At 57.1% G+C, this 19150-nt stretch carries 18 protein-coding genes and 1 tRNA gene; 12 read left to right on the forward strand and 7 right to left on the reverse strand.

Annotated elements, in window-relative coordinates:
* Nucleotides 1-152: 152 nt before the first annotated feature.
* Both PVA19_RS19510 and PVA19_RS19515 read left to right on the forward strand, forming a co-directional pair.
* Nucleotides 153-1901 carry a GGDEF domain-containing protein gene (locus PVA19_RS19510; RefSeq protein WP_376782220.1) on the forward strand — a complete coding sequence of 583 codons (1749 nt, stop codon included), beginning with the start codon at nt 153-155 and terminating at the stop codon, nt 1899-1901.
* A 105-nt stretch (nt 1902-2006) separates the two neighbouring features.
* A complete protein-coding gene (locus tag PVA19_RS19515) occupies nt 2007-2993 on the forward strand; it encodes an NAD(P)H-quinone oxidoreductase (protein ID WP_062438297.1) in 987 nt (328 codons plus the stop codon).
* A 457-nt stretch (nt 2994-3450) separates the two neighbouring features.
* Here the strand turns inward: PVA19_RS19515 and PVA19_RS19520 are convergent, their stop codons facing one another.
* The 4 genes from PVA19_RS19520 to PVA19_RS19535 all read right to left on the reverse strand — a co-directional run bounded on the left by PVA19_RS19520 (nt 3451) and on the right by PVA19_RS19535 (nt 7378).
* Nucleotides 3451-4488: a sulfate/molybdate ABC transporter ATP-binding protein gene (locus PVA19_RS19520; protein ID WP_274103892.1), complete on the reverse strand. Its 1038-nt coding sequence runs from the start codon at nt 4486-4488 to the stop codon at nt 3451-3453.
* A gap of 11 nt (nt 4489-4499) precedes the next feature.
* Entirely contained in the window at nt 4500-5372 is an 873-nt protein-coding gene (gene cysW, locus PVA19_RS19525) for a sulfate ABC transporter permease subunit CysW (protein WP_274103893.1), read from the reverse strand.
* Nucleotides 5365-6222 (reverse strand): sulfate ABC transporter permease subunit CysT, encoded by an 858-nt coding sequence (gene cysT, locus PVA19_RS19530; RefSeq protein WP_062438305.1) that lies wholly within the window; start codon nt 6220-6222, stop codon nt 5365-5367. Before cysT ends, cysW begins: the two co-directional genes overlap by 8 nt.
* Nucleotides 6223-6352: 130 nt before the next feature.
* Nucleotides 6353-7378 (reverse strand): sulfate ABC transporter substrate-binding protein, encoded by a 1026-nt coding sequence (locus PVA19_RS19535; protein WP_062425847.1) that lies wholly within the window; start codon nt 7376-7378, stop codon nt 6353-6355.
* Between the two features lie 534 nt (nt 7379-7912).
* Between PVA19_RS19535 and PVA19_RS19540 the strand changes: the two genes are divergently transcribed.
* From PVA19_RS19540 to cysN, 3 genes are read left to right on the forward strand one after another with little or no spacing between them, the layout of a single operon-like run.
* Nucleotides 7913-8680, forward strand: a complete 768-nt coding sequence (locus tag PVA19_RS19540) for a phosphoadenylyl-sulfate reductase (RefSeq protein ID WP_274103894.1) — start codon at nt 7913-7915, stop codon at nt 8678-8680.
* Nucleotides 8681-8712: 32 nt separating this feature from the next.
* Nucleotides 8713-9666 (forward strand): sulfate adenylyltransferase subunit CysD, encoded by a 954-nt coding sequence (gene cysD, locus PVA19_RS19545; protein WP_062425850.1) that lies wholly within the window; start codon nt 8713-8715, stop codon nt 9664-9666.
* Nucleotides 9666-11141 (forward strand): sulfate adenylyltransferase subunit CysN, encoded by a 1476-nt coding sequence (gene cysN / locus PVA19_RS19550; protein WP_062599483.1) that lies wholly within the window; start codon nt 9666-9668, stop codon nt 11139-11141. The genes cysD and cysN overlap by 1 nt, the downstream gene beginning before the upstream one ends.
* A 521-nt stretch (nt 11142-11662) precedes the next feature.
* Here the strand turns inward: cysN and PVA19_RS19555 are convergent.
* Nucleotides 11663-13906: a capsular polysaccharide export protein, LipB/KpsS family gene (locus tag PVA19_RS19555; protein ID WP_162236278.1), complete on the reverse strand. Its 2244-nt coding sequence runs from the start codon at nt 13904-13906 to the stop codon at nt 11663-11665.
* An 87-nt stretch (nt 13907-13993) separates the two neighbouring features.
* Complete coding sequence (locus tag PVA19_RS19560; RefSeq protein WP_274103895.1) at nt 13994-15196, reverse strand: glycosyltransferase family 2 protein; 1203 nt, start codon at nt 15194-15196, stop codon at nt 13994-13996.
* A 425-nt stretch (nt 15197-15621) separates the two neighbouring features.
* Between PVA19_RS19560 and PVA19_RS19565 the strand changes: the two genes are divergently transcribed.
* The 6 genes from PVA19_RS19565 to PVA19_RS19590 all read left to right on the forward strand — a co-directional run bounded on the left by PVA19_RS19565 (nt 15622) and on the right by PVA19_RS19590 (nt 18041).
* On the forward strand, nt 15622-16020 hold the full coding sequence (locus PVA19_RS19565) for a hypothetical protein (protein ID WP_130977793.1): 399 nt from the start codon (nt 15622-15624) through the stop codon (nt 16018-16020).
* A complete protein-coding gene (locus PVA19_RS19570) occupies nt 16017-17012 on the forward strand; it encodes a dihydrodipicolinate synthase family protein (protein WP_274103896.1) in 996 nt (331 codons plus the stop codon). The genes PVA19_RS19565 and PVA19_RS19570 overlap by 4 nt, the downstream gene beginning before the upstream one ends.
* A 7-nt stretch (nt 17013-17019) precedes the next feature.
* Entirely contained in the window at nt 17020-17208 is a 189-nt protein-coding gene (locus tag PVA19_RS19575) for a hypothetical protein (RefSeq protein WP_274103897.1), read from the forward strand.
* Between the two features lie 88 nt (nt 17209-17296).
* Nucleotides 17297-17524 carry a hypothetical protein gene (locus PVA19_RS19580; RefSeq protein WP_207774028.1) on the forward strand — a complete coding sequence of 76 codons (228 nt, stop codon included), beginning with the start codon at nt 17297-17299 and terminating at the stop codon, nt 17522-17524.
* Nucleotides 17521-17676, forward strand: a complete 156-nt coding sequence (locus tag PVA19_RS19585; protein ID WP_153311114.1) for a hypothetical protein — start codon at nt 17521-17523, stop codon at nt 17674-17676. Before PVA19_RS19580 ends, PVA19_RS19585 begins: the two co-directional genes overlap by 4 nt.
* A 5-nt stretch (nt 17677-17681) precedes the next feature.
* A complete protein-coding gene (locus PVA19_RS19590) occupies nt 17682-18041 on the forward strand; it encodes a hypothetical protein (protein WP_112359421.1) in 360 nt (119 codons plus the stop codon).
* 129 nt (nt 18042-18170) lie between these two features.
* Here the strand turns inward: PVA19_RS19590 and PVA19_RS19595 are convergent.
* Nucleotides 18171-18247 (reverse strand) — tRNA-Pro (locus PVA19_RS19595).
* A 242-nt stretch (nt 18248-18489) separates the two neighbouring features.
* Here PVA19_RS19595 and PVA19_RS19600 point away from each other — a divergent pair.
* A complete protein-coding gene (locus PVA19_RS19600) occupies nt 18490-18894 on the forward strand; it encodes a hypothetical protein (RefSeq protein WP_111847948.1) in 405 nt (134 codons plus the stop codon).
* Nucleotides 18895-19150 lie beyond the last annotated feature (256 nt).

The raw sequence follows: 19150 nt of genomic DNA on the forward strand, positions 1-19150 counted from the left end.
GTAAAGTTTTCATTGAGGAGTTCTCTCCACACTCCCGCCTAAAAACATAGGGTCGGGCAGGATTGCTGCAAACGATCCTGCAATGGTGGAGAAAACGCGTGGTGTCGATAAGTGCCGAGCCAAATATCATAAGACGGTTTTCCAGCGGCCAGATGATTTCCATGGCAAAGCTGGTGCTCGAATGCGCCTTCCAGCCGATCGTCGAAGCGACGACCGGCACCGTCTTCGGTTATGAATCCCTGATGCGCGGATATGACCGCATCGGCTTTTCCAACCCTCTCGAACTTCTCGATCATGTCGAAGCGGACGGCCAGCTCATCGAACTGGAGAAGATGATTGCGAGCCGCGCACTCGCCAAGTTTTCCACGCTTCCGGATTTGGCCTCCGCCACGCTGTTTCTCAACCTCGATGTCAGGCTCATTCCCCACGGCGACATCATTGTCGACAAGCTGCTGGAACAATTGGCGCAGGCAAAGATCCCGCCCTCCTCCATCTGCTTCGAGCTGTCGGAACGCTTCGACAATACCAGCGTGCCGGAATTCAGTACCCTGATCAACCGCATGCGCAAGGAAGGCTTCAAGCTCGCCATCGACGATTTTGGCGTCGGCCACGGCGAGATGAAGCTGCTTTGCGATTTCGACGTCGATTATCTGAAAATCGACCGCTACTTCATCCAGGACGTCGAGCGCAATCCGCGCAAGCGGCACATGGTCAAGAACATCGTCAACATCGCCCATGTGCTCGGCGTGCGCGTCATTGCCGAAGGCATCGAGACGGAAGGTGAATTCCTCGCCTGCCGGGAGATGGGCGTCGATCTGGTCCAAGGCTGGTTCGTCTCTCGCCCCACGACCTTCGTCAAGGAATTGCAGACATCGTTTCCGCATCTCCAAATTCTCGGCGAAAACCGGCGCAATCGTCAGACACTCGACGAGATCCTGATCCGCCGCCAGATCGAGCACCTGCCCACTGTCTATGAGAACGACAGCATCGACAGCGTCTTCGAACTCTTCCGCCGCAATCCGGAGCAGGCTTTCTTTCCAGTTCTCAACGCCAATGGCGAACCGCGCGGGGTGATCAACGAGTATCATCTGAAGGAATACATCTATCAGCCCTTTGGCCGCGATCTCTTGAAGAACAAGGTCTATGAGCGGACGATCTCGCATTTTGTCGATCGCGCCCCGATCGTCGGGCTGGATGCGGATGCGGATCGGCTGATGAATATCTTCGCCAATATGGGCGGCAGCGCCTGCGTCATCCTCACCGAAAACATGCGCTATGTCGGCGTCGTCTCGGCCGCCTCGCTGATCAAGGTCATCAACGAAAAACAATTAAAGCTGGCACAGGAGCAGAACCCCCTGACGGCGCTTCCCGGCAACCGTGCGATCAGCGGCTTCATCGAGGAATCCTGCCGCGACAGCGATGAGGATCGCTTCTTCTGCTATTGCGATTTCGACAACTTCAAACCCTTTAACGACAAATACGGCTTCCATGTCGGCGACCACGCGATCAGCCTGTTCTCGGCGCTGATGAAACGATACTTCTTCTCCGGCGACTGCTTCCTCGGCCATATCGGCGGCGATGATTTTTTCATCGGCGTTCGCGACTGGACGAAGGACGAGGTTACGGAAATTCTGGAGCGGTTGCTCAGCGATTTCCACGACGACGTCATCTCGCTTTATTCGGAAGAAGATCGTCTCGCTGGACAGATCAAGGGCTTCGACCGCTTCGGCAACGAGCGGGAATTTGCGCTTCTGCGTTGCTCCATCGGCGTTCTTCAACTGCCCAAGGGCATGTTGATCGGCAATCCCGAGGGGATTGGCGCCGAAATCGCCAACATCAAGAAGGCGGCCAAGGAAAGCGATGCCGGTCTCGTCATCTGCAGCCATGGCGAAATGAAATAGGGGGGGAGCGGCATTACGCCTTCTTTCATAAGCCACACGGGTCACCTAAGTTTAGCGGACCGTAAGAAAGCTTTGAGGAGGCCACCCGTGTCACTGCCGTCCACCATGCGTTTTGTCGATCTGCCCAACTTTGGCGGACCTGAGGTCATGACGTTTTCAAACGGGCCTTTGCCCTCACCCAAGGCCGGGGAACTTCTAGTCAAGGTTCAGGCAGCAGGGATCAACCGCCCGGATGTGGCGCAGCGTCAGGGAAACTATCCCGCGCCGAAAGATGCAAGCCCCGTTCTCGGTCTTGAAGTTGCCGGTGAAGTCGTCGCGCTAGGTGAAGGCGTCAGCGATTTCCAAGTTGGCGACCGGGTCTGCGCGCTTGCCAATGGCGGAGGCTACGCCGAATATTGCGTCGTGCCCGCTGGCCAGGCCCTGCCCTTCCCCAAAGGTTATGATGCGGTGAAGGCGGCGGCGGTGCCGGAAACCTTCTTCACCGTCTGGGCCAACCTTTTCCAGATGGCAGGCCTGACGGAAGGCGAAAGTGTCCTTATCCATGGCGGCAGCAGCGGTATCGGCACCACGGCAATCCAGCTTGCAAAGGCCTTTGGTGCCGAGGTCTACACCACGGCAGGTTCGAAGGAGAAATGTGACGCCTGCGAGACGCTTGGCGCCAAGCGGGCGATCAACTACAAACAAGAGGACTTCGCCGCCGTCATCAAGGACGCGACCGGCGGCAAGGGCGTGGATGTCATTCTCGACATGATCGGCGCATCCTACTTTGAAAAAAACATCGCCTCGCTTGCCAAGGACGGCTGCCTGTCCATGATCGCGTTCCTCGGCGGTACGATTGCCGAGAAGGTGGACTTACGCCCCATCATGGTCAAACGCCTCACCGTCACCGGCTCCACCATGCGGCCACGCACGGCTGACGAGAAACGCGCCATTCGCGATGAACTCGTCGAGCAGGTTTGGCCGCTGCTCGAAGCCGGCAAGGTGGCCCCTGTCATTCATGACGTGATCGACTTCGATCAGGTTTCGGAAGGCCATAGGCTGATGGAAAGCAGCAGCCATATCGGCAAGATCGTGATGCGTATCAGCGAGTAATATCAGAGATTTGAGCTAGGCGCCGGCGGGCTTGAAAGCTTTTCCGGCACCGCACAGCCGTTTGCGGGCTACAGCATCGGCCCGAAAATCGGAGTCGATTCTCGGAAAGCACGATGCGTAGATCAAAAGAGATGGGGCGCCCTTTGCGCGTCGAATAGGACGCACAGCGCTCTATCGGGGCTTGTTCGGCTGGCGGCATCGATATAAACGCGCCCTCTTGCAATCGGCGCGAATCGGATTACCTTCATACTATGTTCAACGTAGAGAAAGGAAGGTGATCCAATGTCTAATGAGATTTCGGTCTTGGCAGCAGGCAATGGAAAGGATTTGATTTTGACGAGGCAGCCCTCGGCCTGATCCGCCTTCCCTTCGAAGCGTTGCAAAACGTTTCGGGTCTGAGACAATGACCAAACTCATGGAAGGGCCGCTCGAAGCGGCCCTTTTCCTTTTCTACTTTTTACGTTCTGAAAACCCGCCAACGAGTAGGACGAAAGCGCACGTCGTTGCCAACGGAAACAGAGGCATCCAGCGGCACCTCGATTTCGAGATGATAGGGTTCGTGTCCATTATTGGCGATATCGATTTCCGCAATGCGCGTGCCGGCCAGGCGGCGACAGGTGGTCACCTTCCCGTAAAGTGCGTCTCGCTCATTCGTCAGCACCACGTCTTCCGGACGGAAGAACAGGTCGCCCTCCCCGTCTCCGGTCTCAGCGAGGCCGATGCTCTCTCCCTGAAACACGACTTGGCCGTTCTGGACCTTGACCGGAAGGTTGGACGATTCGCCGATGAAGGAGAAGACGAAGGGGGAATTCGGCGTGTCATAGACATCATCCGCCGTGCCGACCTGTTCGATCTTGCCTTGGCTCATCACCACCACGCGGTCTGCCAGTTCCAGGGCCTCCTCCTGGTCGTGGGTGACGAAGACGGTCGTGTGGCCGGTACGGTCGTGAAATTCGCGAAGCCAACGACGAAGCTCCTTGCGCACCTTGGCATCCAGCGCACCGAAAGGTTCGTCCAAAAGCAAGACACGGGGTTCAATGGCAACGGCACGGGCGAGCGCAACACGCTGGCGCTGGCCACCGGACAACTGGTTGGGATAGCGCCTTTCCAGCCCGGACAGATGCACCATGTCCAAAAGGTCCGAGACGCGCTTGCGGATTTCCGACTTAGCCGGCCGTGTTGCAGAGGGTCGCACCTTCAGGCCGAAGGCGATGTTTTCCGCCACCGTCATGTGACGAAACAGCGCGTAATGCTGGAAAACGAAGCCGACATTGCGCTCCTGGACGGAACGGTGGGAGGCATCCTCATCGCCAAAGAAAATCTGGCCGGCGGTCGGCTGCTCAAGGCCGGCGATCAGACGCAGAAGCGTCGTCTTGCCGGAGCCGGAAGGACCCAGCAGTGCAATCAACTCGCCGGAGCGGATGTTGAGCGACACGTCGTTCAACGCTGGAAAGCGATCAAACTGCTTGGTGATGCCGGAAACTTTCACTTCCATGAATATGCCCTTCAATGCTTGCCGGCAGCGTTGCCCGCGCCAAAGCGTATTTCGAGAATGGTTTTGAGTACAAGGGTGACGAGCGCCAGTCCCGCCAGCAGTGTGGCCACCGCAAAAGCGGCGCCCATATTGTACTCGTTGTAAAGAATTTCGATATGCAGCGGCATGGTATTGGTTTCGCCGCGAATATGGCCCGACACCACTGAAACGGCACCGAATTCGCCCATAGCGCGGGCGTTACACAGAAGCACGCCGTAGAGTAGACCCCATTTGATGTTCGGCAAGGTGACATACCAGAAGGTCTGCCAGCCAGAGGCGCCAAGCGAAATCGCGGCCTCCTCGTCGCCGGTTCCCTGATCCTGCATGAGAGGGATCAGTTCGCGGGCAACGAAGGGAAACGTGACGAAAATGGTCGCAAGGACGATGCCCGGCACGGCGAACAGAACCTCGATGCCATAGCTCTTCAGCCAGGGCCCGAGCACGCTGTGGGACGAAAACAGGATGACGTAAACGAGACCGGAAATCACCGGCGAGATCGAGAACGGCAGGTCGATCAAGGTGATGAGGAAGGCCTTGCCCTTGAACTCGAACTTGGCGATGGCCCAGGCAGCTGCCACGCCGAAGATCAGATTGAGTGGCACGGAGATGGCGGCGACCAGAAGCGTCAGGCGGATGGAGGCAAGCGCATCCGGCTCTACGATCGCCTCCCAGAAGGATTCGATACCTTTGCGGAAGGCTTCGACGAAGACGGCTACCAGAGGCAGCACGAGAAAGAGCGCCAAGAACAGGAAGACGACAAGAAAAAGGGCAAGCTTTGCTGGCAGCCCCTCGCTTGCCGGATCGCGGAACGGCCTGGACGGGAGGGTTTGAGCTTTATCAGGCATAACCATACCTCTTACGGCTCCAGGCCTGAATGAGATTGATGACGAAGAGCATCGCAAAGGAGATGATCAGCATGATTGTGGCGATGCCCGTCGCGCCCGCATAGTTGAATTCTTCAAGGCGGATGACGATCAGGAGTGGGGCGATTTCCGACACATAGGGGATGTTGCCCGCAATGAAGATGACGGAGCCATATTCCCCGACGCCGCGGGCAAAGGCGAGCGCGAAACCCGTGAGGATGGCGGGAACGAGGCCCGGCAGCAGAATGCGGGTAATCGTCTGGAAACGGTTTGCACCGAGCGTCGCTGCAACCTCCTCAACCTGCCGGTCGATCTCTTCCATGACGGGCTGCACCGTGCGCACGACAAAGGGCAGGCCGATAAAGATCAGGGCAATGACGATGCCGATCGGCGTGAAGGCGATCTTGATGCCGAGCGGTTCGAACAGCGAACCGATCCAGCCCCTATTGGAATAGAGCGTCGTCAGCGAAATGCCGGCAACCGCGGTCGGCAGCGCGAAGGGAAGATCCACGATCGCATCGACAAAGCGGCGACCCGGAAAGCGATAGCGGACAAGGACCCAAGCGATGATGACGCCGAAAAAGGCGTTGACGAGTGCTGCGATGAAGGCCGTGCCGAAACTGACACGAAGCGCGTTCAAGGTTCTGCGATCGGTGGCGATCGCGACGAACTCGGCAAATCCGAGATGGGCGGTGGACCAGATAAGGCCACCGAGGGGAATGAGAATAATGAGAAAGAGATAGGTAATCGTGTAACCGAGCGTCAGGCCGAAACCTGGCAAGACGCTAGACTGACGCCACTTCCATCCGCTTTGCGATGGGGTATTGCTCATCGATGCTCCGGGTAAACGAATGGCTTGAACCAGCCATCATACGCGCTTTCGACCGGCGGTGAAGCCAGTCGATCCATTCTGCTCCAGGCCGGGCGGCACTTGGCCACCCGGACGTTCGCACATCATCCACTTACTGGGCGGGCTTGTAAATCTGGTCGAAGATGCCGCCATCGCCGAAATGTTCCGGCTGCGCCTTGGCCCATCCGCCAAAGATCGGATCGTCGATCGTGACGAGCTTGATATCCGGCAGTTGCTTCAAGAGATCCTTGGAGACGACAGATGGGTTGCTTGGGCGATAGAAGTGCTTGGCCGCAATATTCTGACCCTCGTCGGAGTAGAGATATTGCAGATAGGCCTCTGCCACCTTGCGCGTACCCTTGGCATCGACATTGGCGTCAACCACGGCCACCGGCGGTTCCGCCAGGATCGAGATCGGCGGGACGACGATATCGAAGGCATTTTCGCCAAATTCCTGGCCCGCAAGATAGGCCTCGTTTTCCCATGCCAGCAGAACATCACCGATCTGACGCTGTGCGAAGGTGACTGTCGAACCGCGAGCACCGGTATCGAGCACCGGGGCGCGCTTGTAGAGATCGCCGACATAGGCCTTGATCTTTTCCTGGTCGCCCTTGAATTCTTCATTCGCCCAGGCCCAGGCCGCGAGATAGTTCCAGCGTGCGCCACCCGACGTCTTGGGGTTTGGCGTGACGATCTGCACATCGCCCTTCACCAGATCACCCCAATTGTGGATGCCTTTCGGGTTGCCCTTGCGGACGAGGAAGACGATGGTGGACGTATAGGGCGAAGAATTATGCGGCAGACGGGTGCGCCAATCGGGATTGATCTTGCCGCTGTTCTTGACGATGGCGTCGATATCGCTCTGGAGCGCCAGCGTGACGACATCGGCCTCGAGACCGTCGATGACCGAGCGGGCCTGCTTGCCCGAGCCGCCATGCGACTGCTGGATGCTGACATCCTCACCCGTATCGGCCTTCCACTTCTTGGCGAAGGCCTCGTTGAAATCCTTGTAAAGCTCGCGCGTCGGATCATAGGACACGTTCAAGAGCTTTGTGTCGGCCAGTGCCGGCCCGACTGCACCCAATGTGACTGACAGGCTGAGCGCAATGGCGCTGAGGCTGGAAAGAAATTTCGACATCACTACCCTCCTGGATGCGTACGGCTTCACAGTAGCGTTTAAGAACTTACGGTCAATCAGCTGCGATTTATTCGCAAAAGTGTTTCCCTGCGGCATGCTACGGCAATAAGAAAAACGCCGCGATGCGAAAGATCGACGCAACAACTCATGCGCGGAAATCCCTCAACGCGCAAAACCAGTTCGCAATCTTGCCCTCTTTGACGACTTCTTGCACGCAAAAATTATGTTACCGGAATGGTATTGCGCGAAAATGGGCTGGTCGCCGACGACCTCAAACGAAAGAATGAGAACAGCACCCAGCAATATTCTACAAAAATTACAGAAAATATCTTGATCCTCTTGCAATTCGAGACGGTTGAGGTTTTATTGCCAGGATTGGTTTGGGAGCTATCTTGTCCTCTTGGGAGTCTTTTGCGCGTAACGTCGTCGCAGGAGAGATATTTGCTCGCGAGCGACCGACAGAAGCACGCGCGTTTCTGTAAAAGATGACGCCTTTCGAAGATTATCGAGACAGTAAAGTTTCGGAATCGAGAAATGACGATCAACACGCCTCCGCAGACCCTTTCCCTACAGGATGTGAGCTCGCTCGATGCGACCTTGAAGGATCTTTCCCTTGCGGAGAGACTGGCCTTCGTCGCGGGTCTTGGATCGCGTTCAGTCTTTACGACCAGCCTCGGCATCGAAGATCAGGTGATTACCGCAGCGATCGGCACGCATCGTCTGCCGATCGACGTGGCGACGCTTGAGACCGGGCGTCTCTTTGCCGAAACCGTCCGCCTGATCGACGAGACCGAAGATCGGTATGGGATCACCATTACCCGTTTCCATCCCGAACAGGACGACATCGACGCCTATGCGGCGAAATACGGGCTGAACGGCTTCTATGAAAGCGTGGAAGCGCGTCACGCCTGCTGCCATGTGCGCAAGCTCATTCCGCTTGCCAAAGCGCTTGAAGGCGCCGGTTTCTGGATAACCGGCCTGCGCCGGGGGCAATCAGGCAATCGAGCCTCAACGCCGTTTGCCGAGTATGATGCCGAGCGCAACCTCATCAAGATCAACCCGCTTGCGGACTGGGACATCGATGCGATCAAGGCCCATGTCGCGGCGGAGAATATTCCCGTCAATCCTCTCCATGCACGCGGTTACCCGTCTATCGGCTGTGAGCCCTGTACCCGCGCCATCAAGCCCGGCGAACCAGAGCGTGCCGGTCGCTGGTGGTGGGAAAATGACGAGAAGCGCGAATGCGGTCTGCATGTGGCTGAAGCCGCGCAAAGCTCGATCAGTCCCGCCCCACAAAACTAACAGTTCAATTCAGTACATTGCCGGAGTTTAAAATGTCCAATGCAGTTCCGGAAACGGAAGGCACCAGCGTCAGCACACCCAAGCAGCCGCTCGATCCCCATCTGAAAGCCCTCGAAAACGAAGCCATCCATATTTTTCGTGAAGTTGCCGCAGAGTTCGAGCGTCCCGTGATGCTCTACTCCATCGGCAAGGATTCCTCCGTGCTGCTGCATCTGGCGCGCAAGGCGTTCTTTCCGGGCCGCATCCCCTTCCCGCTTCTGCACGTCAATACCGGCTGGAAGTTCAAGGAAATGATCGAATTTCGCGACAATATCGTCAAGGAATACGATCTGGATCTGATCTCGCACACCAACCCGCGTGGTGCTGCAGAGAATGTGACGCCATTTACCCATGGCTCTGCGCTCTACACCGACATCATGAAGACGGAAGCACTGCGTCAGGCGCTCGACGCCGGCAAGTTCGATGCCGCTTTCGGCGGCGCGCGCCGCGACGAGGAAGCCAGCCGCGCCAAGGAGCGCATTTATTCCTTCCGCACGCCCGACCACAAATGGGACCCGCGCAACCAGCGTCCGGAACTCTGGAACATCTATAATGGCATGGTGCGCCAGGGCGAGAGCGTGCGCGCCTTCCCGCTCTCCAACTGGACGGAAGTCGATATCTGGCGCTACATCCAGGCGGAAAACATCCCGCTTGTTCCGCTCTACTACGCCAAGGAGCGCCCCTATATCGAGCGCGATGGCATGATGATCCTGGCCGAAGACGAACGGCTGGAACTGCAGCCCGGCGAAGAAGTGAAATATGATTCGATCCGCTTCCGCACACTCGGCTGCTTCCCGCTGACGGGCGCGATCCATTCCGAGGCCACGACGCTGGACGAGGTCATCGCCGAGCTTGAGATCGCCACCGTCTCCGAACGACAGGGCCGCGCCATCGACCGCGACCAGTCGGGTTCCATGGAAAAGAAAAAGCGCGAGGGCTACTTCTGATGACACAGACCTCCACGGCGCAATCCGCCACCATCCTGCCCTTCGTCGAGCCGGCGAAAGCCGTCAAGGATACAAGACCGCTTCGCCTCATCACCTGCGGCAGCGTGGATGACGGCAAGTCGACACTGATCGGCCGTCTGCTCTGGGACACCAAGGCGGTGAAGGAAGACCAGGCCGCAACGCTGAGACGCGACAGCGGTAAGCAGAACGACCTCGGCCTCCCCGATTTCGCGCTGCTTCTCGACGGTCTCCAGGCCGAGCGCGAACAGGGCATCACCATCGATGTCGCTTATCGCTATTTCGCCACCGACAAGCGTGCCTTCATCGTCGCGGATACGCCCGGACACGAGCAATATACCCGCAACATGGCAACCGGTGCCTCCACCGCCGATCTTGCGGTGCTTCTGGTGGACGCCCGCACCGGAATTCTGGAACAGACGCGCCGTCACGCCACGATCGCGGCGCTGATGGGCATTCGCCAGTTCGTGCTCGCGGTCAACAAGATCGACCTGACCAATTACGACAAGGCCGGTTTTGAGCTGATCGCGCACGACTTCAAGGAATTTGCTCTGTCGCTCGGCATCAAGCAGATCGTCGCCATTCCGATGTCGGCGCTGAAGGGCGAGAATGTCGTTCTCTCCGGCAAGGCCTCCATGCCTTGGTATGATGGCCCGACGCTCGTCGAGACGCTGGAGCTTGCAACGGTTCGCTCCACCCAGACAGGCGGCTTCCGCCTGCCCGTTCAGCGCGTCTCTCGCCCAGGCGAAAGCTTCCGCGGCTATCAAGGCACCGTGGCTGGCGGCGCTGTGAAGCCTGGTGACTCTGTCGTCATCCTGCCATCGGGCATGGTGGCCAACGTCAAGCAGATCGTCACCTTCGATCTGGTGCGCAATGCTGCCGTTGCCGGTGACGCGATCACGCTGGTTCTCGATCGTCAGGTCGATGTCTCGCGCGGCGACATGATCGTGTCCATCGACGCCCAACCCCAGACGGGTCTCGCTTTCGACGCGCAGATCGTCGCACTGCAGCCGGGTGGCATCGAGCCGAACAAGCGCTACTGGCTCAAGAGCGGCAGCCGCCGCCAGCGCGTCAGCGTTCAGCCGGTCACCCAGTTGGACCTGAAAAACGGCCACTGGCAGGCCCATGCCGAAACACTGCCGATGAACGCCATCGGCAAGGTACGCCTGAGCTTTGACGAAACGGCGATTTTCGACCCTTACGAGCAGAACCGCTCCACGGGCTCCTTCATCCTGATCGATCCGGACACCAACAACACGGTGGCGGGCGGCATGATTGTCGGCAAGCGTAGCGACACGGGCAAGATTTCCGACGGCGAACGCGTCATCCTCTCGCTCCCCGCCGATCTTGCGGAAGCGCTGCTCGCTGGTGAATTGCTCGCGTCCAGGCGTGATGAGATCGAAATTCGAAGGACGAATGCAAAATCCGCATCCAGACTTCTGGACGAGCTGGAATAAACGAAAAGGCGCCGGATTGTCCCGGCGCCTTTTTCGATTCCATGATCGTCTCTGTGGTGCTTAGAACACAAACATCCAAAGCAGAACGACGACAAAAAACGGGACGCCCAGCGCCCACAACAGCAATCCTTTTAGCATGACATCTCCTCCTGTTTGTCGAGGGGAAAACGTCTGCGACTTCTGCGTGTTCCAAAAAGAATCGATATCTCCCATACCCGATGGATGCAACTGTCCGGCAAACCTATTGTTGGATGCCACAGAAGGAGAAGCGACTCGTACGTCGCAGGCATTAAATGCGCTACGCAACACGGCGCTATGGATTGTGTTCGCGCGGATTATCACGAACCCCAGAGCAGCAGCGCGCGTCCCACCTATTATAATCGACGCATCGTGCTTTTCCGAAAATCGAATCCGATTCTGTAGCAGATGTCAGGTTGGCGAGGATCTAAAGAGCCAAACAAGTCCAGCGCGGTTGAGAATATCCAACAAGTCGCACTGGTCTTGCTTGGTTCATGAGGTGATTATGCAATTCTCCGGACAGAGAATTTTGCACCTTCAATGTTTTGAACACCCAGAGTGTTGCCGTCTGCGCCGAGCGACAGCAGATCGACCATGTCCCGGCCGTTCCACTTCATAGCTCCCGCTCCGTTGGCCATTGGGAACCATGCACCTGCGGGCGCACCGCCGACACTGAATGAATAGTTGTTGGAAAACGTGATTTCTTGTCCAGTGTCTGTTTGCCAACTTCCAACCAAAGGACCGATCTTCGGGAAGAATTTTTCAGTTCCAGGCATGTTGGTAATAACGCAGGCGATGCGATCTGGGCGACCTGGACGAGTAATGGTAGCGACCAGACGATACTCATGAGAAATCGCCTTGAATAATCCGAGCCACTGGCCCGGATGGAAGACAGAGCAATGACTATGGCCATCGTCGTAGCAGGCGATTACGTGGTAGTTATAGCGCGCAGCCTGATGAAGCTTCTCCAACAATGGCGGCAAGGCGCTAGGCTCGAAATGCTCCAGTACGTCAGCGGAGACGCACACGTCGCCTTGCGGAATTTCGTCCTTCAGAACGTCGGCCGTTCTAAATTGAACGTTGTCCGGAATAACCGAAAGTTGAGGAGAGCGCGCCCAGTCCAAGCCAATTACATTCGGGACCATAGGGGAAATCTTGCGTAGAAATCGACCGTTGCCGCAACCGACCTCGATGACCAATCCAGGCCTCGTCGATGCGACGACATCGCAATGATCGACCAGCCAGTTATTGTCCTGATAGCCACGGTCAAAATCATGCAGCTTTTGATAATCGGAGGCACTGCGATTTTTGTGCGCAAGCGTCGGATCCGTACCAGCGGCGTATCCGGATATCAGCATTTCCGACTCAACCTGGCCTTTCAACTCCGGTGCTTGCATGGCGGTGATAGCCATATTTGCATAGGCTGAGTAGGCTGAACGGATTGTTTCTGCGAGAACGGTCTCACCGACACTGGCAGCCATGGCGCCGCCATAGAGAGACTTCGACACCGCTATCGCTTGGCCCAAATTCTGAGCAGCGTTGCGCGATTGAGCGCCCGATGTGTCACCGGATTGTTGCTGCAGCCGGGTTGCGAGTTCTACCGCTTGCGTGGCGACTGTACGAAGGTGGCTGTTCTCTGATTGTGCGCTTTTGAGAGCGGACCGTAGCTGCTCATTCTCCTGCAGGAGAGTTGCGTCATCCGATGCGGGTTGAGCCTGAACGCCAGAGATACTTGCAAGCACACGGCCAACCTGTCGTTGTACCGTTGCGGTGTCGTAGATGGAGAAGCAGCACTGCTCCAAGTAGTAGTATAAATACTGCGCCGCGCGAACCGAAGTGTCCGGAAGCTCCGCCGCGAAGGCAACCTCCAACTCTTGAAGTGAAGTGATCGGGGTCGTTGCAAGCTCATATTCACTGGCAGCGAAAGAGAATACCGGCTTTGCGTACATCAAAGCCTCCATGCCAACGCCCGAATTGGCTACGATCACAGATCGGCATCCATTCAGATGCTGATGGATTGATGCGTTGGAAATAATAACCGATGGAAAAGCCTTTTGAATTTCGTGAAGAACCTCGGCAACTTCCTGAGAGCGACATAGTGGATGACGCTTCACCACGAGCGGATAGCCACTCTCTTCCGCCAGCTCTGCGGCCTTCACCATGACATCGAAGGGGTTGATACGGCAAAACTCGCTGACAGGATCGTCGATCAGTTGCAATGGAAAATATACATATGGCTTATCGACGTAAAACTCTTCCGACGACTGACTGTACTTAGAGACGTTTTTGCGCTGGAGTTCTTCTCTCAGGTGCGAGACATAGGCGCGACTGATGCTTGGGTCCAGCGATTGCATACGAGCCAGGTGAGGTGCCGGAAACTTCGCAAGTGAACTCCAGCCCGAAAAGCCATTCGCATCAACCGAGTACCAACCCGCAATCGGCGTTTCCTTGATCCGCCAGACATTTGGCTCTGTACCAATCGAGTGATAGGAAAACACCACGCCATTCGGCCGCGCAAGGCGTGCTACATGATGCATACCATGCGCCACGGGCTTGAGGTGGACATCCAAGTGATGGGACGCGAGCACGGTGCAAAGCTGCGCAAACATCGCCCGATGACGCTCGCCATCTAGAACCGAGGGAAACCAAGTCGTCGGAACTTCAAGATCGACTGGGATTCTCTGCAATCTGACTTCACCCATCGGCAGATCGGCAGACGCTGACGCGAGAGGGGAGTTCAACTTCATTATCGCTTCCATAAACAACTTCTCCATCCGCGAGATACCAACGCAGTTAACAGACCAGCCTTGCACAGGACTGGCGACATGCGTTCATCAAATGAACTGATCGAGATAGGTGGAAACGTCGAAGCCGGCATCGCCGCGTTTCATCGGCTCCCCAAAGTTCGGGTCCATTCGCAACCATGCATGAGGACCGCTTTCGCTGGCGGGTATCTGCCGTGTCAAACGTCCCTTCAGACTTGCCGGCAACAGGTTGACGATCTCGTCGGTAAGCATCGGGTCGACAATGACCGGCTGGAGGCTGTAGGCTTCCGCCTCTTTGGTGGCGACGAACAGGCCGGCCAGTTTCTTGATCGTGTCCGGCGAAGAGCCTGAAATCGGCAGGTTCGCGTAAGCCGACATGCGGTGGTAGAGGATGTAGGCCTCCGGCCAATTCCCGGTTTCGATATGCAGCCTGAGTGCGACGCCCTGGCGGTTGATCATGAACTCCATCAGCTTTCGCATAAACTCCTCACGTTCGAAGGAGGATGGCGTTTTATCGCGCCACATCAGCGATGCGAGGTATTCCAGCCCGCCGCGATAGGTGTCCCACTGGAACATGCATTCATTGTTCCCCTGCTGCATGCGTGGGTCGTCGGACACGGCTGTCACACGCGCGAATGGCTCGGGCATGAATAGGATGTCGGTCTTGTCTAGGGCCCGTCCGGTATAGAGATAGGCCCAGAAAATGAAGGGCGTCGCACTGGAGATCGATTTTGCCAAAACGTCGCGGCGAACGATCAGGAATTCCGGGAATGCGTGATTGGCGAAGATGAAATTGAGAAAGGCGGAGTAATCACCTTGCGAGATCCGCGTGGGCCCAGGGACGCGGTAGAAGGGCCCGACGTCTCGTTGTCCACCGCGCGCATCCACCAGCATCCACGGTGCCTGCACCATGCCGATACCAGGATCGCGCTCCATGATCTCTACATATTCCTTGACCTTTTCCGGGATCAACAGGTCGTCATCGCCGAGAAACACGGCATAGCGCCCACGGGCGCGGCGCATGGCGAAGGCGTAATTGCTGATAAAGCCCGAATTCTTCACCCGGCGATAGGCATTGATCTCGGGGATACCCTCGAGAGACTGGATATAGGCCGCAGTGTTATCCGTCGAACAATCGTCGACGAGGACGATTTCGAAAGGCACCTGCAGTTCCCGGAATCGCTCCAGATGGAAAGACACATTCCGCTCCAGCAGGAACTGGCGATTATAGGTGGGAACACAGATAGACAGAAGAATTTCAGAATTCGACATCGCGACGACCGCCTGCAAACAACGATGACATCGACCAACAGGACGAATTCTCCTTGGGGCAGGAACACGGCTTCAACGCCTCAACTGCCGGGGAAATTCGCAAAGCCCGAAGACGGATGCGGATTGATCTTTGGTCCGACCCACCCTCTTTCGCCCCGTAACAAAAGCGGGAAGACGGATCATCAAGACAGCCATAGCGCGTCCGGCTTTTGCGAAACTTATGGTCCGGTTTTCATGCATTTTCGCTGATCTGCAATCGCGGTAGCCCTTGCAGATGCGGCGACATTTGAGGATTCGATTAAAAACGACCGCCCTGCTTGGGAGTTCCGCCCTTACCTTTTCCTTATTGGGTGCTGCCCAATTCGCAATCGAAATCCTACGTCGATCAGCCCTAGATCAGGGTCCGTTCAACAAAAGTGAATTTCATGGCACACGGCGAACTCTCACTGGTCGATCTGAATGATCGCATTCTTCTTGGCGGGAAAGTGCGGGAAGAGCATGTCTGGTCCTATGTCAAACTGAGCGAAAGTCCCCTCTCAAACCGGCATGACCCATCCAGCAAGCGCTTCGGCGCCCTACTGGATGCCGGCGCAATCCTCGAAGCCCTCCTTTTTCTGGCGCAAGACCTGACCTCGCCAGCCGAGCTATGCTCGTTTGAACGGGTCCGCCATGGCTGGATTTGCGCTGCGGCGGCAAAGCCGCCGTCGAAGCCGGTCAAGGCACTGCATCAGACGCTTGAGGGAGCGATCTTTCTCACCTTGTTGAAGCTCTCCAGCGCAACCACCCGCCCCGGCATTCCTTCCAAACAGGGCGCAATATCGTGAGCACACCACTTCTGAACGGCGTCATCACGCCTCTCATCACTCCGTTTCGGGGAGGCGAGATCGATTATCTCGCCTTCGACCACCTCGTCAAATGGCAGGTGGAACAAGGCATAGCGGGCCTTCTTCTGCATAGCCTGACGGGGGAAGGCCCGACGCTATCGGCCAGCGAACGGCGCGCTCTGATAAGCCGCGCTGTGCAGCTCAATAGAGGCCGCGCGGTCATCATCGTGCAGACCGGCACCTATTCGACGGGAACGACAATACGCCAGACCGAAGAAGCGCATGAACTGGGTGCAGATTTCGCACTCGTCGTACAGCCCTATTACAACCGGCCAACGCAGAAGGGCATCATTCACCACTTCGAGCAGACCGCCCGCGCGACCCGTATCCCACTCATTCTCGACAACGACCCGCAGCATGCAGGCGTCGCGATGAAGGTTGAGACGATCGAAACGCTCCTGCAGATCACGAACATCGTCGGCATTCTCAAGGATACGTCGGATGCGCGCACGGCGCCGTCTCCGTACGAAGCCATATTTGGACGGCCCCTCCATATGACCGGGGGAGAAACAAGTTCCCCCCTCATGCACCGACAGCGCGCCTGCTGCATCTCACCCGTGGCGAATGTCATACCCGATCTTATCGTACGTATGCAGCAGCTGGGTCAGGAAGGCGACGCCACTGGTTTCGGCGTCCAGTTGAAACGGATCATCGAACTCGCCGCCGCTTTGGAAAATGGCGGCGATGTGGCCTGGCTGAAATATGCCGTTTCCTGTCTTCGCGGGATCGATAACGCGGCGCGGTTGCCATTGACGCCGGTCGATCCCGAGGCCGCCAGATCGGTCGAACGCTCCCTGCGCAGTCTTCGTGTTCTGCGGCGTCAGCGCTTTGCCAGCTCACTGGTTCAGGAAGCGCGCGTTGCAAGAGCCGTCTTGCAGCCTGCCATCTCGGCCGAAGCCCTGATCTCGAAATCATACTCATCGATCCTGTGAGGACAGCATGACCCTACCGCTTGGAATGTACTACCGGCTTCGTGAAGAACGGCAGAAAAAGGAAAACGAGGCGCTGCTGCAGCACAGTCGCCCTCGCCCGAGACGCGAATCCGAAGGCATCATGTTTCTTCGGCTCATCGCCGTGACAGGGGGACTGCTGCTTGCGGTCTCGCTCATCATGCAATCGGTTCAATGACAACCCAAACACCAAGACCACCTGGAGCATCAGAAAGAAGATGTCGCAAATGCTGCGCAACGCAACACTCACGCAAAGAGCTCGACCATTGCCGTGTCGTTTCCTTGTCGGCCCAAGTCGCAACGGTCGCTGGATCGTCGCGGACCGTATGGGCCTTGTCGGTGGCCTCTTTACCAATCGTGAAGCCGCCCTGCACTTCGTCAAAGTCGAAAGTGCCGACGTTGCGCCAATCGACATTTCCGTCGCGGAAGTCTCGCGACTGGAATTAGCCGACCTCTTCTCCCCCGCCGAAGAGCTGAGAGGAACACGACAGTGACCATGATTTCCGGCGGAAAAATACAGCCCGATCACAAGAGCATTCTCGCGCTGACCCTCCATGCCTTAGCGGAAATCTTCGCGATTGCGGTGATCGCCTCGCTCGCCATCGGCCTCGTCGTCGCGCCGACGATCTATCTGGCGATACGGTAATCCCAATGAGACAAGACCTGATTGGTTATTGCCTTGAGAGTGGTTTCGTCGACTGGACGCTGCTGACAAGCTGCAGCGCCTACCGCAAGATGCTCTCCGAGAGCTTCTGCCGCGCTGAAGAGCGGCAGGAACGTGCCCACCGCCTGACAGCCATCCACGATTTCGAAAGCCTATACTGGGATGCGATCGACATGGCACGGAGCATGGGCTCCGACGGACACTTCCTGAAAGAACCTCATATCGGCGTCCTGCCATCATCGGGCCAACAGAGATACTATATCATCTGGTCGGATGACGATCACGGCAGCATCTTCGTCATTTCACCGGTGGAGATGCCATGGCTGGGCAAACCGCAAAAGCGCTAGGCCGCAGACGCCTGGATATTGACGTGCGACGACAATGAATGCTTCGTCCAAGACACGATAAGTGTTTGAGGCATTGTGATAATAGTCTGCTTTGATTTGGAAGAGTGTCCAGATCGGACAGTGTCAAGCTGGTCGGAGTGAGAGGATTCGAACCTCCGACCCCGTCGTCCCGAACGACGTGCGCTACCAGACTGCGCTACACTCCGTGACCAGCGGCGTTTCTATAGACCAGCATCCGGTTCTCGACAAGCGGCGGTTACGAAAATTTTATGACGTGCGCTTCGCAAAGAAACGAAGGTGTTAGGCGGCGCAGGGATCGTTACAAAAAAGCAATTGTGGCAAGAAATTTTGCGCAAAGCTTCACTTGGCGCTGCCCAGTTCCTGTAAATCTGTTAGGGGAACGCATTTCCCGGCGACGATGCCGGACAGGCACAAAGGACCTTTCACCATGCGTTTGCGCATCGCACTGCTCGCGGGCCTCTCCATCGCCCTCTCCGCTTGCACCACCACGCCCTCCATCGCCACGAAGAGCCCGGTCGAGACCCGCTGGGTCGGCCAGTCGGCTGGCATCTTCTTTGCAAAATTCGGTCCGCCGCTGAGCGATGTATCTAACGGCAGCAGCACGACCTACACATGGCGCGGCGGCTACAAGAAGGCGAAGATCCCGGCGAAGTATGAGGAAAAAGACGGCAAGCGTGGCCGGCAGATCTCTCCAGCCCGCAGCGCTTCCCTGTCGTGCACCGTGCAGTTGACCGTCGATTCGAGCTACAAGATCAGCTCGATCCGCACCGTGTCCGATCGCCCGGGCGTCAACGGTCCGAGCTACTGCGCGGAATTCCTCGCCAGCGAATAAAGGCTGGATGCCATCCAAGCATGGAACCGCCCGCCTGATTTCGTCAGGCGGGTTTTCTTTTTCGCGGCGAAAAACGCAGCTTATCGACGCTTGAGGTGCCCTGCATGCCAGTCATGCAAAAATGCATACCTCTCGACTAAACCGATTAAATTTAGTCATAGCTTTAACATCGCTGTCTCAACCAGAGCGAAACGGCACTGCCTATGTCCCCGGAAACGCTGGCAAAATGCCTCAGCAGCAATTTGTCGCACCGTGT

Source organism: Agrobacterium sp. CNPSo 3708, assembly GCF_028674915.1.
GTDB lineage: Bacteria > Pseudomonadota > Alphaproteobacteria > Rhizobiales > Rhizobiaceae > Agrobacterium > Agrobacterium cavarae.